Annotated in this window: 13 protein-coding genes; 9 read left to right on the top strand and 4 right to left on the bottom strand. The window is 55.3% G+C overall.

Annotation, left to right across the window (positions count from 1 at the left end; genetic code table 11):
- Window positions 1-425 (top strand): hypothetical protein (locus KBY72_RS12190; RefSeq protein ID WP_254993703.1); only part of this gene is annotated, 425 nt, incomplete at its 5' end.
- 20 nt (window positions 426-445) lie between these two features.
- Here KBY72_RS12190 and KBY72_RS12185 read toward each other — a convergent pair.
- On the bottom strand, window positions 446-655 hold the full coding sequence (locus tag KBY72_RS12185; protein ID WP_254960138.1) for a hypothetical protein: 210 nt from the start codon (window positions 653-655) through the stop codon (window positions 446-448).
- A gap of 960 nt (window positions 656-1,615) precedes the next feature.
- Between KBY72_RS12185 and KBY72_RS12180 the strand changes: the two genes are divergently transcribed.
- The 3 genes from KBY72_RS12180 (at window position 1,616) to KBY72_RS12165 (ending at window position 4,894) form a co-directional block, all read left to right on the top strand.
- Window positions 1,616-1,903: a hypothetical protein gene (locus tag KBY72_RS12180; RefSeq protein ID WP_254960137.1), complete on the top strand. Its 288-nt coding sequence runs from the start codon at window positions 1,616-1,618 to the stop codon at window positions 1,901-1,903.
- 518 nt (window positions 1,904-2,421) lie between these two features.
- Window positions 2,422-3,498 (top strand): DMT family transporter, encoded by a 1,077-nt coding sequence (locus tag KBY72_RS12170; RefSeq protein ID WP_254960135.1) that lies wholly within the window; start codon window positions 2,422-2,424, stop codon window positions 3,496-3,498.
- Between the two features lie 886 nt (window positions 3,499-4,384).
- Window positions 4,385-4,894 (top strand): recombinase family protein, encoded by a 510-nt coding sequence (locus tag KBY72_RS12165; RefSeq protein ID WP_254993702.1) that lies wholly within the window; start codon window positions 4,385-4,387, stop codon window positions 4,892-4,894.
- A gap of 250 nt (window positions 4,895-5,144) precedes the next feature.
- On the opposite strand, the gene istB is transcribed toward KBY72_RS12165, so the two are convergent.
- Both istB and istA read right to left on the bottom strand, forming a co-directional pair.
- Entirely contained in the window at window positions 5,145-6,014 is an 870-nt protein-coding gene (gene istB / locus KBY72_RS12160; RefSeq protein ID WP_315859553.1) for an IS21-like element helper ATPase IstB, read from the bottom strand.
- Complete coding sequence (gene istA / locus KBY72_RS12155) at window positions 6,014-7,369, bottom strand: IS21 family transposase (RefSeq protein ID WP_254960133.1); 1,356 nt, start codon at window positions 7,367-7,369, stop codon at window positions 6,014-6,016. The genes istB and istA overlap by 1 nt, the downstream gene beginning before the upstream one ends.
- Before the next feature lie 1,194 nt (window positions 7,370-8,563).
- On the opposite strand from istA, the gene KBY72_RS12145 reads away from it, so the two are divergent.
- Both KBY72_RS12145 and KBY72_RS12140 read left to right on the top strand, forming a co-directional pair.
- Window positions 8,564-8,923 (top strand): hypothetical protein, encoded by a 360-nt coding sequence (locus tag KBY72_RS12145; RefSeq protein WP_254993701.1) that lies wholly within the window; start codon window positions 8,564-8,566, stop codon window positions 8,921-8,923.
- A gap of 42 nt (window positions 8,924-8,965) precedes the next feature.
- Window positions 8,966-9,862, top strand: coding sequence for an HNH endonuclease (locus KBY72_RS12140; protein ID WP_254993700.1), 897 nt, complete (start codon window positions 8,966-8,968; stop codon window positions 9,860-9,862).
- A gap of 224 nt (window positions 9,863-10,086) precedes the next feature.
- Here KBY72_RS12140 and KBY72_RS12135 read toward each other — a convergent pair whose 3' ends face one another.
- Window positions 10,087-10,302: a hypothetical protein gene (locus KBY72_RS12135; protein WP_254960129.1), complete on the bottom strand. Its 216-nt coding sequence runs from the start codon at window positions 10,300-10,302 to the stop codon at window positions 10,087-10,089.
- A 118-nt stretch (window positions 10,303-10,420) separates the two neighbouring features.
- Between KBY72_RS12135 and KBY72_RS12130 the strand changes: the two genes are divergently transcribed.
- The 3 genes from KBY72_RS12130 to KBY72_RS12120 all read left to right on the top strand — a co-directional run.
- A complete protein-coding gene (locus KBY72_RS12130) occupies window positions 10,421-12,319 on the top strand; it encodes a type I restriction-modification system subunit M (protein WP_254960128.1) in 1,899 nt (632 codons plus the stop codon).
- On the top strand, window positions 12,312-13,481 hold the full coding sequence (locus KBY72_RS12125) for a restriction endonuclease subunit S (RefSeq protein ID WP_254960127.1): 1,170 nt from the start codon (window positions 12,312-12,314) through the stop codon (window positions 13,479-13,481). Before KBY72_RS12130 ends, KBY72_RS12125 begins: the two co-directional genes overlap by 8 nt.
- Window positions 13,481-14,829: type I restriction endonuclease subunit R (locus KBY72_RS12120; RefSeq protein WP_254993699.1), on the top strand; the 1,349-nt coding region annotated here is incomplete at its 3' end. The genes KBY72_RS12125 and KBY72_RS12120, both read left to right, overlap by 1 nt.

Here is a 14,829-nt window from a genome sequence, read left to right as displayed (position 1 = left end):
GTCGCCTTGGCGAGGAGACGGTTGAAGAGAATAGGGAACTTCTTGCCAAAATTGGTAGCGATAGCATCCTAAAAGCACCTGCAATCGAAGGAAGCATATACTTCTATATCAATATTTTTGGCGATGGCACTCAACGCAGAGAGGAATTAATTGACGACCCAACTGCGCTAAATGCTGCGATTAAGAATTTTGCAATTGAGATAAAATACGAAAACAAACACCACCGATGGGTCGCCCAGCTACCCCAGGCATTAAAAATATTGGAATTTGCGGCAGAACACTTAAGCCTGAATAACAACATTACACCCGATAATCTTGGCATTAACGCTGAACTCAAATGGCGGGATGAGAAAGATTTTGAAAACATCATTCATCTTACGCAAAGCAAAGGCAATACTGAATGGCAGGTGTCACGATTTGCCTGATAGAGCCATAGCCTGCTTGGCTATAGGCAAGCAACGATTGTTAAGACGACCATTCCGATGCTCCAAAGCAGTTCGGCATCCGCCTCAGTGAGGAAACAATGAAACTGGTCTCTGAAATCCAGCATTTCCGCCAGCGCACCAATCCCCTTTAGCTGCAGGAGTAGGGGAAATTTTTGAAATCCGCCTGAAACCTTGTAAAAGCGGAGAGGGTGTCCGTCGAGTTCGGTCAAACCTGGACTCTCTCAGACGCTTTTGAGGTGTTGGGGTGCGATTTACCCCAACATTTACCCCATCATCAGTTTTCTTCCGTCAACTCGACGGAAGGGGCAAATCGACTGCCCCAGAGTGCATTTGGGCGACAATGCTACCCCAACATCTCTCACCCACCCTCAGGGCACCACCCCTGCTTGCCCATGCCATGCCGCCCACTGAGAGCACCGCTTGGTCAGATGCTCCCCTTGGTGAATCAGACCCTGGTGAATCGGAAGGATCAGCGCGTCTTGCAGTATCCAGACCCCGCGTAACTGGAACCTCCTGGGCAAGAGGTGCCGCCACTGCCTCCAGCAGGGAAGAACTGCTGCCCTGGTTTGGTGGCACGGCAATACCCGCTCCCCTTGTAACTAGATCCACCTGGGCAGGATGTCCCACCACTACCGCCAGCAGGGAACATCTGCTGAGCAAGGGCAGAACTGGTCATCAGAGCAAGAAATGTCAGGGCGCCCGTCAGACCAGTAGCAATGACGCTCTTCATCGGTGTTAGGGCAAAGAGAGAGGAGTGGGGCGTGAGCGACGGGAGAGAAACTTCCGCCCACTTCCTCGACCTATGGACGGGTCGAACTCCGCCATAGAGCGGTATTTGAGTCAGGCACAGGCGTTGAACGCGAGCAGCAGCAAGGTTTGTTCACAAAAAAATCCCTGGCGTGTTCGACTCCGCCAAGGACATACTTCCCGTCGCTCATGACGACTCCCCAACGCTATTAGGCATTTACGCTCACGCCATGGGGTGATTGCCGAAGGTGTTCATGTGGACACCCTCAAGGCACTACCCACCCTCAGAACACCGCCCACCGCCATAGAGAGACACCTTCAGGAACCGACTCACAGGGTCGGACCCTGAAGGAGGTCTGGGTCGGCAGGACCATGCACCTGGTGGTGGACTGAACCAGAATGGAAGTAACAGTAAGAAACCAATGCCAGTAAGGATGCTGCTACGAAAATGGATGGGTATAGGACCAACATCAGGACCCATACGACCAAAAATCAAAGGAAAAACAGAACTGGTTCTCAAATCCCTGCTGGCAATCCACGAGAACATCACAGACCTTGGTGCCATGCAGGGATACGAAGGTCTCCCAGAACAGGTTGAGGAGATCTATTGGGAGATCTGGTCGCTACTGGAAAGGAAACCAGACCTCAGACATCCAGAGGAGGTGCTGGAAGAATGGATGGAGGACTACGCAACCAACCATCTGTACTGACCTCAAGGTCCGTGACCATGTGACGGACTGGTCAACCAATCAATCACCCATCAGTCAACCCCAAACTGGAACCGATAGAAGTCCTCAAGGGTGTATGAAAACCCTATGGAATGGTGTTCGTAAAGGTTGCTCGTGCGGACACACTCAAAGCACTACCCACCCTCAGGACACCGCCCAACCGCCACCTCCTGCCGAGCAACCCACTGAGAACACCGCTTGGTCAGGTGCTCGCCTTGAGGAATCAGACCCTGATGAATCGGACAGGTCAGCAAGGTGACGCAGTGCCTTCCCACCTCGTAGCGGAAGTGCTGGCAGGTGATGCAGACGCTTGAGGAGAGGGAGGGTTTGAGGACATTCCACTCAAGGAACTCCCATTCCTCAGCGGGAGCGGCAGGTGACACAGGGCGGACAGCAGGCATCACTGGCGTGTAAGTACATCTGTACTAGTTGCAAGAGTGGGGTGGGGTCAAGTGCTCCTGGAGTCAATCCAAGACAGGCACTGGATTTACGCTGGGGTGATGGACCATCGGAAACAAGGACTGCTTAAGGGTCTGCTTGCTGCGGTGACCTTTGGGTTGAGTTCTCCACTGATCAGCACCTTGATCTCAACAGGATCGCCGCTTTCCCTGGCGGGACTGCTCTACGGCGGATCTGCAATGGCGCTGCTAACGGCAAGAGCAGTGAGAGGGCAAAGCACTTCGGAGAGTTCGGTCAAACGCCAGGACCTGGGGATACTGGCGTTGCTGACCATGATTGGCGGCATCGCTGCGCCCATCTGCCTGGTGAGCGGGTTGGCGCTCCTGTCAGCAGGTTCTGCATCCCTACTACTGAACCTGGAGGCGGTCTTCACGATGGGAATCGCCATCCTGGTTGGCAGGGAACACCTGAGCGGCAAAGGCATTGCTGCTGCGGCACTGATCCTTGCTGGAGCAGTTGTCATCGGGGGCGCCAACGCTTCAGGAACCACCCTTCATGGAGCAGCGTTGATCGCCCTGGCGTGTCTTGGATGGGGCATAGACAACAACATCAGTCAGCGCCTGAGCATCAGGGACCCAATGCAGATCGCCCTGCTGAAATCGGTTGGTGCGTCTGTGCCGATGCTGTTGCTGGCAGGACTGACAGAGGCAAGGTTTCCAACGCCCATAGAGGTCGTGGTGCTACTGGCGATTGGTGGGATCGGATATGGACTCTCCATCTGGTTGGATCTGCTGGCGCTGCGGGAGTTAGGCGCTGCCAGGGAATCAGTGATCTTTGCGACAGCACCTTTTGTTGGAGCAGGTTTTGCTGTGCTTGCACTCAAGGAAGCAGTGAACGCCAACCTGATCGCATCAGGTGCCTTGATGATTGGCGGCGTTGTTCTGTTGCTCCAGGAAGACCACGCCCATTGGCACCGCCATGACGAGGTGTGGCATGAGCACAAGCACCTCCACAACCTTGGCGACCAGGACCCGCACCATGCTCACCAGCATCCCAATGGAGAAGCGAACGGGGTGCAAACAGATGGTCTCTACTGGCACTCGCATCCGCATCGGCACGAACCGATTGCCCATGCTCATCCACATGTCAGCGACGGACACCACCGTCACAAACACTGATCAAATGGTGTGACCGTCAACCCGACCAAAATCCAGAACCGTCGAGGGCAGACCCTCCTGTTCCGCTGCCTGGGCATGGGATTGGTGACGTCCGCTCCTGCACTCACCCGCTACCAACGAGGAACAGGCACCTACAACGGGCTGTGAGCACTACGGAATGATCGTGAAGGGCAACCAGTGGACATTCATGCAGCACCAGCAAACAAAGCGATGTCAGACAGTACAGCAGAGGGAGTGATGAGCAACTCCCTTTGAGTGCTGGTGCCCAAGCGCCACGAGGAATGAGCCTAGTCCTCGAGGGTCACAGGATCGTCAGGGTGAGGTGGGTGGAGACGACCAACAAATAATCAAGCAGGAAGTCAAAATGCCTATAAGGGAATCGAATAGGTATTAAGCATCATCCCTGGTTCATATGTGATGGATCATGCACCTGCGGATCTTATGGTGGACGCATAGGCATGAGGAACCATGGACAACCAAGGGTACACAAGCAATATGTCACTTGCATCTCACGCAAATGAAGCAGAGCACTGCCATATCAGGCGGAGCACTCAAGGGTGGTACTTGGTGAATGATGACCGTCTTCAGGAAAAAGAAAGGAGAGTACCTACTGTAGAAAGTGCCTATTCAGTTTGTCACGATCTAAATAAGCGTTTTCGTGACTAAGAAAGTCAATCCCCAGAGACATCGGCAAGGGACCAAAGCGACGGGTGGATCGGGAGGAATTCGTCGCTGACAAACCCTTGCACAGGTCTCTGGGCTTCACCATCTCACTGGGAGGCAGCGTTTCGGGCAGCAGTTCTCAGTCGGTACGGGGAAAGGCGTTGCTGCCTTTGCGATGCCCCACCAGAGGTCATAGAGGCAGCGCACATCGTCCCTGTGAGCGATGACGGCAGCGACTGGGGTGGCAACGGACTCCTCCTCTGCCGCAATCACCACCCCCCTGGAGAAAGGGCATCAACTCCGCACCTGTCTTTCGGTGCTTCAGAAGGGGGACATCCTTGTGGTGTCGAAGTTGGACAGGTTGGGCAGGTCCCAGGTCGAGGTCATCAACCGACTCAACGAACTCCAACAGCAAGGAATCCAGGTAAAAACCCTGGACGGACTCATCGACACTTCTGCCCTAGGCAAACTTGCTCCACTTGTCGTGGGACTGCTCACTGGTCTATCTGAGGTGGAAAGGTCACTGATACAGGAAAGGAGCAGAGAGTCAGTCGAATACAGACGAAAGAACGGGGGGAACCTGGGAGGAAGACCCAAGACATCCAACAAAAAGGAGTCGCTGGTCATCCGACTTCGTGGAGAGGGAGAGTCCTACAGGTCCATCCAAGAGCAGACAGGTCTTGCCCTTGCAACTATCACCAGCATCATCAAGGAGAAAGAGGTAGTTATATGAAGGAGACCATCGGAATCCTTGCGATTGGTATTCGGATTTAGTCATTCCCGAAGGTGTGTCAAGCGACATCGAAAACTGAGCCACTTCCGACATCGAAAACTGAGCCACCCCTGGGCTGTTGCGGGGTGTCGTTATCGGAGTGATTCCGCGTTGGCGGCGGCGGTAGTTTTTTTGTTTGTTCATGGTTTCGTGGCTGGTTACTGGGTTGTTTCTGTCGCTGGTGCAGGCGGTGTTGTTCTTGCTGTTTCCCTCAGTCCTCCTTGGTTGGCATCGGCGGCGAGGAGCCAACCGCCTGAGTGCGGAACAGCCCGGATCTGCGCTTCTCCCTGAGCCGGTAGCTATCGCCGCGGATCGTCACCACATGGCTGTGATGTAGCAACCGGTCGAGGATCGCGGCGGCTACCACCTGGTCGCCAAACACTTCGTCCCACTCCTCCACCGGCCGGTTGGAGCTGATCAGCACGCTGCCCTGCTCGTAGCGGCGTGAGATCAGCTGGAAGAACAGGTGCCCTGCCGCCGGCTCCAACGGCAGATAGCCCAGCTCATCGATGATCAGCAGTTTTGACTTGGTGTACTGCGCCAGCCGCACTTCCAGCGTGCCCTGCTGCTGACCTTTGACCAGCGACCCGAGTAGCTCCATCGCCGTGGTGAACTGCACGGTGTAGCCCCGGGAGACCGCCTCGCGGCCGAGGGCCACCTCCAGGTGAGTCTTGCCCACACCGGGCGGACCCAGCAGCACAACGTTGTCGCCATTGGCGACCCAGCGGCAGGTGGCCAGATCGCGAATCTTGCCTGGATCAATCGAGGGCTGCGCCTCAAATTCAAATCCCTCCAGAGTGCGCACTAAAGGGAACCGGGCGATGGTCATGGCCATCGACAACCGCCGCTGCTCCTTGCTGGCCACCTCAGCTGCGCAGAGCCAGGCCAAGGTTTCGCGCAGATTTAGCTGCCGGCGTGCCGCTTCCTCCAGCAGAGCGTCGAGCTGCTCGCGGATTGCCCCCAGCCGCAGCCGGATGAGCATTCCATCGAGTTCCTCCACCATCCGTGCGATGTCGGTTGACTCAGCTGTGGGGAGGCCGGTGGCTACTGCCGCTGTTGTAGCTGGCTTGCTGCGTGCCATCAGCCCACCTCCGCTATGGCGGCTGCGTAGTCGCTCAGGGGCCGGGCCAGCGCGGAGCGCCGCACCGCATCTAGCAGCACCACCTCAGCGACGGCACCGTTGCCGCTCTGGGCTGCATCGATCGCCCGCTGAGGCACCAGGCCGGCCCAATGGCCGGCGATCACCTGACGAGAGCGCTGGTTGGCGATTTGGCGGGAATGACGCGCCACGATGCAGCCCGCTTGGCGGATCACCACCTGCTGGTTGCGGATCTGCACCGTGACGTTTTGGCTCACCAGGGCCGCCGGCACGCTGTACCAGTTGCCTTCCACTTGCACGCAGCAGTCCCTGGCGACACGACGGCTGAATTCCTGCTCCGCCAGGTACGACGGCTTGCCGTTCAACGGCAGCAGCGCTGCTGCCTCCTCCCTCTGAAACCTCTCCAGCGGTCGCTCACCGGTGGTGCCGTGGATGCGCACGTCGGCGATCTCGCGGTTCCACCACTCCAGATGGCTTTCCATTTGGCCCCAGGTGTCAAAGCGGTGACCGGCCAGTCCGCCACGTTTCACATAGCCGACCCCGCGCTCGTCCTTGCCTTTTGTCTGCGGTCGGTGCGGCCAGCAGGCTTTAGGTGTGAACCCCCAGTGGCGTGCAAAGGCAGCAAAGGTGGGGTTGATCACCAGCTCGCCCGTTCTGGGGTTGTTGAGCGTGACCAGCGCCTTGGCGTTGTCGACCAGCACCTGCTCAGGCACACCGTCCCAGTAGCGGAACGCTTCCTCCAGCGACTGCAACCAATGGCGTTGCTGCTGGTGGCGAAACACCCGCACCACCTGGCGGCGCGAGTAGCCGAGGGTCAGTACACAGATGTGCACTTTGGTGCGCACCCCGCCAATCTCTACCCACAGCTCACCAAAGTCAGCCTGCAGCTGTTTGCCTGGCCGGGTTTCGTAGCGCACCGTCGCTTGACGGCTCTGGCGCAGCGCTTCTCGCCACGTCTGCACCGCTCGCTCGACGGTGCGCAGGCTCACCCCGATTCCCTTCTGTTTCAGCAGCTCTTGCCGCACCACCTCGGCGTTGCCGTGGTGCTGCTCAAACGGCTGCTGCAGCCACTGGCGATGCTCATCAAGTCGCCCTGGACGGTTGAGGGTGCTGTATGGCTGCCACTCATCGAGCCGCAGGTAGCGATCCAGCGTGTTGCGGGACATCCCCAGCTCCGCCGCAATCCGCCGCCTGCTCCAACCGCGCTCTAGCAGCTGGCGCATCACCAGCACCTCCTCCGGCGTCTGCATCGCACCTTCCAGGTCGATCAAACCCCGTGATGCATGGCCCTGCCCACTCAAGGCAACGCCAAAGCCCACACCCGCCGTTGATGGCACTGCCTTAGCCCGCTCCGGCTCGAGCGGAACAAGGACAACCCCAGGTGGATTAGTCGATGGATCGTCTGAAAAGTGGCTCAGTTTTCGTGTCGCCTCTGGCTCAGTTTTCGATGTCGCCTGACAGGTGTTCATGCAGACACACTCAAGGCACCTCACCCACCTTCAGGACACCAACCAACCGCAACCTCCTGCCGAGCAACCCACTGAGAGCACCGCTTGGTGAGGTGCTCCCCTTGAGGAATCAGACCCTGATGAATCGGACAGGTCAGCAGGGTGACGCAGTGCCTGCCCACCTCGTAGCGGAAGTGCTGGCAGGTAATACAGACGCTTGAGGAGCGGGATGGTTTGAGGACATTCCACTCAAGGAACTCCCACTCCTCAGCGGGGGTCGCAGGTGGCACAGGGCGGACAGCAGGCATCACTGGCGGGTAGATACACCTGTACTAATCGCGGTCGGGTGGCGGGGTCAAGGAGTCCATTGAGTCCCTTATCGCAAAGGCATTCGCCAACAGAGGGAAACATCTATACCATTCTCAAAAGACCCAACAAGACCAGATGAAGCGCCTGTTGCTACTCGCCCTAACCGTTGCGACGTTGCTGACGGGCACGACTGTTAGCGCCCACTGTGACGGCAAGCACGGACATCAGGACACCACGACGCAGGAGAGCGGGAGGCAGCGAGGGTGAGTGCCCCCAACCACCAAAACCTTCGGGGGCAGAACCTCCTATTCCGCTGCTTGGAAACGGGGTTCACTACCACCGCGCCTGCTCTTGCTCGTTACCAGCAAAGACGCGGGATTGACCCATCACGCAGGGAACTGGTGGGTGAGCGACCTGCCAACTGGGTTCGCTCCGCACCAACCACACCCTGTGAGCACTGCGGGATGGTCGTGAAGGGCAACCAGTGGGCATTCAGGCAGCACCAGCAGACCAAGAGGTGTCAGAGGGCGCAGCAGAGGGAGTGATGAGCAACTCCCTTTGAATGTTGATGCCACGCCGCTGCTCTGTGCCAGAAAGAAGTGGTGAATGATGGTTTCACCTCATCAAAGAAGCGAAATAGTCATACAGCGGTACCTGAGGCGGGGCATCGAGACCACTGCTTCGGTTAGGAGGGGCAGTGCCCAGGGAGGATCAAGAAACATATTGACAAACTACCGTCGCAGAATTAGTATCGAACATAGTTATAAACTAATAATGAAACTAAGATTTTGGTTGACAGGTCAGGCGCTTACTGCTGTCGTTGCAATCGCTCCAATTAGCGCCATGGCGGGAACCATTGCATACGTTGGAGGAGGACTACTTAGCGGAAGCGTTGAAGCATGCCTAAAAAATATGAAGACAGCAGGGGACAAGAATGGATTTACAGAATCACAAGAAACAATAATGAGTGACAACAAGAAGGAGGGAGATTTCCATGCTGATCACAAAGATTCGCCAATGCACTTCACTGGAAGTTGTGCTCCAAATGCGGGAGTTTGGTCCATAGGTGTTAGCGGTATTGACAATGATAAGACTTTTGAAATGTACGGCAAAGTATGGAAGGCAATTCCATGAATATTTTTCATCGATGACTGCGATTCGGGGCACCATTAGAGAATGACCAGTCCCGAAGCGATCCAGGCGGAGCGCCAGAGGCGTTCAGAGATGTGGGATGCCGTTCAGCGCATCCAGCAGGAACGCCCACTCACTGCTGATGAGGTCCGTGAAATCGGTTGCTACAACGGCGCTCGTGGCATCTGGCGAGACAAGGGATCCACTGCCCACCTGAGCGAATCAGGCAATGGTGTCTGCGTGGGTATCAGCAGTAGGGGCAAGTACGAGGACGAGATCGGGGAGGAGACGGGCACCTACGACTACCCAGCAACCCAAGCAACGACCTACGACAAGGGGGACATTGATGCGATGAGGGCGGCGTTGTTCTTGGGGATGCCCCTCTTCCTCATCCGTGACACCAATGCCAAGGGGGATCTGGTCCGAGGCAAGGGACCAAGGCGGCGGGTGGATCGGGTGGAGTTCGTTGCTGACGACCCGTTGAGCAGGTCTCTGGTCTTCACCTACTCAACAGGGGGCAGAAGTGACTACCTACTGCCTGAGGACGAAGAAGGGTCGTGCTTTCAGGTGCGGGAGACGAAGCGAAAGCACAGCAACTCCAAGAAACGCAGTCAGGCAGCGTTTCGGGCAGCAGTCATCAATAGGTATGGGGAACGGCGCTGCTGCCTTTGCGATGCCCCGCCAGAGGTCATAGAGGCAGCGCACATCGTCCCTGTGAGCGATGACGGCAGCGACTGGGGTGGCAACGGACTCCTTCTCTGCCGCAATCACCACGCCCTGTATGACCTGGGGAAGTGGTGCCTGGATCCAGAGCAACTGGAGGTGGTTCCCGCTTCTGGTCAAGACCTCAGCACTCTCCAGGTCCATCGCTCCAATGTCCGCCACCTGAAACAAGGTCCTGACCCAATGGCGCTTCAGTGGCGTTGGGAGAAGTGGTCTTGATGGACCACCTGAACTGGGGATACATCCAACTGGGTCTGGTCGCCCTGGTCTTTGGCGGTCTTCAGGTCTGGTGGATTAGCAGCATCTTTTGGAAGCGTGACCTGGCAAGACCACAAAGCGGTGGGGAGTTTCGCAAGTCACTTGAGCGGATCTGGAAGAAGGAACAGCGGCAGAGGTAGCAGCGCAATGGTTGCGGGTCTATCTGGAGCAGAGGGAAGAAGAACTCAGGCATCTAGAGGGGCATAACTCCCTAACTCGCTCTCACAGTCCTGGATATCCGCCAGCAGGTCACCCAGAAGTATCCGCACACTGGGCGCCTGCTCTGGGTTCCTTGAGGCATTGAGAGCAAGCACCGTGATGCGAGTGCTGATCTGTTCCAAGGTCAGCAGGGCACTCTCAAGAACCTCGCTGGAGGGAACGGAGGCAGTGAGGGCGGTCATCGTCAGAAGCGACTACTTCTCAGTGTTCCCACAGGCATCCACCAATAACTATGCGGGAACCGCATAACGGGCAAAACCCAGTCCAGCAGGCGAGAATGGGCGGAAGTGACCAGACCGAGTGACCGACTCAGCGACCTTCGCAACCCCCGAAGCAGACGAAGAAGAAACGGATGAAGACCTGGGTGGTCTGGATGACCTGCTGGCATCGCTGAGGTCTGATGAGGCACCTAAACCGAAGCGGGGCAGAAAACCCAAGGGCGGTGGCAATGGCGTTGCCCCTGAACCGACCTTCCAGATCGGGCAGAAACTAACCCTCTCCCAACTGGAGTCGTTCCTTTGGAAGAGTGCCGACATCCTGCGGGGAAGCATGGATGCCTCGGAATTCAAGGACTACATCTTCGGGATGCTGTTCCTCAAGCGTCTGTCCGATGCCTTTGATGAGGCAAGGGAGGGGGTGATCCAGTACTACCTGGATAAAGGCAAGACCCAGGAGCAAGCAGAAGAACTCGCCGACGACAAGGACGAGTACGACAAGACCTTCTATGTGCCAGAGAAAGGAAGGTGGGAGAACCTCAAGGACCTTAAGCACGACATCGGTGCCGAACTCAACAAGGCAACCGAAGCGATTGAGGAGCACAACCCAACACTGGAGGGGGTGCTGGTCTCCATTGACTTCAACATTAAGAACAAACTCAACGATGGCAAACTACGGGACCTGCTCTCCCACTACTCCAAGTTCCGCCTGAGAACGGAGGATTTTGAGCGTCCTGACCTCTTGGGTGCTGCTTACGAGTATCTGATCAAGATGTTCGCTGATTCTGCGGGCAAGAAGGGTGGTGAGTTCTATACCCCTGGTGAGGTGGTGAAACTGCTGGTGTCCCTGATCAAACCTCATGCAGGCATGAAGGTGCTGGATCCGACCTGCGGGTCAGGAGGGATGTTGCTCCAATCAAGAAACTACCTGTCACGACACGGGGAGAACGAGCAGAACATTCAGTTGTTCGGTCAGGAGATGAACCTGAGCACCTGGGCGATCTGCAAACTCAACATGTTCCTGCATGGGTTCTTCAATGCAGACATTCGCAAGGGGGACACTCTGGGCGAACCTCAGCATGTGGAGAATGGCGAACTGATGCGGTTTGATCGGGTGATTGCCAACCCTCCATTCTCCTTGAAGAACTGGGGGCGTGAATCTGCCGAACACGATGGGTATGGAAGGTTCCGCTACGGCATTCCTCCCAAGGATGCGGGTGATCTGGCATTCGTTCAGCACATGATCGCCTCACTCAATCAAGAGGGTGTCATGGGTGTGGTGGTCCCTCATGGTGTCCTATTCCGTGGTGGTCAAGAAGGTGAGATCCGTAAGGGCATCCTTGAAGACGATCTGGTGGAAGCAGTGATTGGTCTGCCTTCAGGGTTGTTCTATGGCACTGGTATTCCTGCAGCACTGCTGGTGATCAATAAGAACAAGGCAGTGGAGCGAAAAGGTAAAGTGCTCTTTATAAATGCCGAACTTGATTGTCAAGAAGGCAAGAATCAAAATATCCTCAGGGATTTGGATATTGATAAGGTTGTGGGATGCTTTGACGCCTACAACGAAATCAAGAGATTTTCACGGGTCGTGCCGATTGAGGAGATTCGGGAGAACGACCACAACCTGAACATCCGTCGTTACGCAGACACCTCACCACCACCTGAACCCTTTGATGTCCGTGGCATCCTTCATGGTGGAGTGCCGATCAAGGAAACTCAGAGTGACTACATCCAGGAGATTCTTGAAGGATTTGATGTGAGCGTGGTCCTGGTGCCGAAAGACGGGGAGTACCTGAAATTCAAAGATGACATCAAGGAGAAGTCCCAGATTCGCCAGCATCTGGGGAATGCTTCTGATGGGGTGATTCAGCAGTTTGAGCGGTGGTGGGAGAAGTACGGGGTCTCACTCGCCCAGATTGATGCAGAGGTCAAGGAATCAGAAGCAGTGATGCACGGGTTCTTGAAGGAGTTGGGTTATGAGTGAGCAGTGGAAACAAACGGAATTGGGAAAAGTTTGTGAAATTATTCTCGGACAATCCCCAAGTTCTGACACATACAATCAAGACAGGATTGGACTTCCATTCTTTCAGGGAAAGTCCGAATTTGGCACAAAATATGCACAGGCAAAGACTTGGTGCTCCGAACCGCTGAAGATCGCAAACAAGAACGATATTCTCATTTCGGTTAGAGCACCAGTAGGGGAATCAAATCTTGCCCCAGATTACTGCTGTATTGGAAGAGGACTTTCTGCCTTGAGGGCAGATCAAAAAAACCTGCTCCAAGAGTTTTTATGGCACCAAATTGAATTCAAAAAGAATTATCTCCAAGGAATTTCACAAGGAAGTACTTTTGACGCAATTTCAGGCAAAGATCTCAGCGAATTGGAGATAGACATCCCCCCCCTCCCCGAGCAGAAGAAGATCGCCGAGATACTCTCTGGGATTGACAAAAGCATAAGAAGACTGCGCCTCAAGAAAGAGAAGGTCAAATTCGCCAAGAGTGCAACTTCACGTCACATCTTCAAATCTCCGAAGGATTCAGAGCAAACAGCGACACAGGTCTCAGATCTTCAGTCACTCGCAAGCATTCCCATCTCCTATGGAGTGCTTGTACCTGACAACGTAACCAGGGACGAAGGAGTGCCAATGATCAAGATCCAAGACATCAACCAGGGCAAGATACAGACAGAGAAATTGTCCTATATCTCAAGAACTCTTCATGATAAATATGCGAAGACAGAGGTGAAGACTGGCGACCTGCTGATCTCGCTGATTGGTTCCATTGGCATTACGGCAAGAGTGCCTGATGCCCTTCAGGGCGCAAATGTCAGTCGCCAATTTGCCGTAATTAGAACTTCCAGTCCAGGAATTTCCGATTACCTACATTGCTTCTTAGGGGGCGCAGCGGCACAGGAAAAGATTTCTTTTCTTTCTCAAGGAAATGCACAGAAAGCGCTCAATCTTGATTCGCTTAGGGGTCTAGAGGTTCCCCTCAAGTCCAATACTGAGATGGATAGGGTTGTTCGCATTTGCCAAGCACTTGACTTGACCATTGAATCAATTTCAAAGCAAATAGATAAGGCGGAGAAGATTCGCATTTCAGTTATATCTGACCTCCTTTCAGGTCGCAAGAGGGTCATCATCTAATGGCAGGAGACGAGCGCCAATTTGTAGAGGCACCTGCCCTTGAACAACTCAAGGGTCTGCGATGGTCTCATCTGGATGGAACAACGCTTGTCCCTGAGAAGTCAAATCACCGCTCATCACTCAAGGATGTGGTGCTCACACCCAACCTTGAACAAGGAATCCAACGCATCAATCCCTGGATCAGCGAAGACAACCTCCGCAAGGTCGTCCGAGAAGTCACCCTGATTCAGTTCTCCACCTTGATGGAGTCAAACAAGTGGTTCTGGGAACGACTTACCCAGTACTTCAGCGTTGATCAAGACCTGGGCAGTGGTCGTCGTGGTCAGACCCTCAAACTGATTGACTTTGACAACCCAGAGAACAACGAGTTCCTCTGCGTTGATCAGTTCAAGATCCAGGGACCATCCCAGAACATCATTCCCGACATCCTGCTGTTTGTGAATGGATTGCCTTTAGGGGTCATTGAGTGCAAGTCGCCATTCGTGACCGATCCGATGGCAGAGGGGATCAACCAACTACGCCGTTACGCCAACCTCAGAAATCCAAGCGACACAGAAGGGTGCGAAAAACTCTTCCACTACAACCAGGTGATGATCTCCACCCATCGGGACGGAGCAAGGGTTGGGACCATCTCATCCCCAGTGGAGTACTACCTGGAGTGGAAGGACCCATACCCCACGGATGCCAAGGAACTGGGGTCCCCTGCCAATGCCCAACAACTCCTGATCCAGGGACTGCTGAAACCTCAGAACTTCCTGGACATCATCCAGAACTTCACGCTCTACGAAACAGAAAGCGGTCGCACGATCAAGAAGATTGCCCGTTACCAGCAGTTCAGGGCAGTCCAGAAGACCATTGAGCGTCTCAAGGCACCAGGCGAACGCAAGAGCAAGGGCGGGGTCATCTGGCACACCCAGGGTTCAGGCAAGTCCCTCACCATGGTCTTCCTCACCCAGAAGATCCGTCGTGACCCACTGCTACGGGACTACAAACTCGTCTTCCTGACGGACCGCACCCAACTAGACGGGCAACTGACTGCCACCTTCCGAAACGCTCAAGGAGAATCTGTCCTCAACGCTTCTTCGGTCAGTCACCTCAAGGAACTGCTTGCGAGGGACGCTTCTGATCTGGTCACCGCCACGATTCAGAAACTGCAGGAAGGGGACTTTGGGTACTCCTGTCTCAACGACTCAGATCGGATCATCGTGCTGGCAGATGAGGCACACCGCACCCAGTACGGAACCTTGGGTGCTGCCATCAACACCGCCCTACCCAATGCCCCCAAGATTGCCTTCACGGGTACTCCCCTGATCACCACAGAGAAGACCACTGGGGAGTTCGGGACCTA

This window comes from Cyanobium sp. BA5m-21 (assembly GCF_024346235.1).
Lineage (GTDB): Bacteria > Cyanobacteriota > Cyanobacteriia > PCC-6307 > Cyanobiaceae > Cyanobium_A > Cyanobium_A usitatum.
The sequence above is the reverse complement of the archived record's forward strand: the minus strand, read 5'-3'. Positions and strand labels throughout refer to the sequence as shown.

What these genes read in the sequence shown, in the direction of transcription:
- KBY72_RS12180 (WP_254960137.1), top strand. Translation starts at nt 1,616, where the DNA reads ATGCCAGTAAGGATGCTGCTACGAAAATGGATGGGTATAGGACCAACA.
- KBY72_RS12170 (WP_254960135.1), top strand. Translation starts at nt 2,422, where the DNA reads ATGGACCATCGGAAACAAGGACTGCTTAAGGGTCTGCTTGCTGCGGTG.
- KBY72_RS12165 (WP_254993702.1), top strand. Translation starts at nt 4,385, where the DNA reads ATGACGGCAGCGACTGGGGTGGCAACGGACTCCTCCTCTGCCGCAATC.
- istB (WP_315859553.1), bottom strand. Translation starts at nt 6,014, where the DNA reads ATGGCACGCAGCAAGCCAGCTACAACAGCGGCAGTAGCCACCGGCCTC.
- KBY72_RS12145 (WP_254993701.1), top strand. Translation starts at nt 8,564, where the DNA reads ATGAAACTAAGATTTTGGTTGACAGGTCAGGCGCTTACTGCTGTCGTT.
- KBY72_RS12140 (WP_254993700.1), top strand. Translation starts at nt 8,966, where the DNA reads ATGACCAGTCCCGAAGCGATCCAGGCGGAGCGCCAGAGGCGTTCAGAG.
- KBY72_RS12135 (WP_254960129.1), bottom strand. Translation starts at nt 10,302, where the DNA reads ATGACCGCCCTCACTGCCTCCGTTCCCTCCAGCGAGGTTCTTGAGAGT.
- KBY72_RS12125 (WP_254960127.1), top strand. Translation starts at nt 12,312, where the DNA reads ATGAGTGAGCAGTGGAAACAAACGGAATTGGGAAAAGTTTGTGAAATT.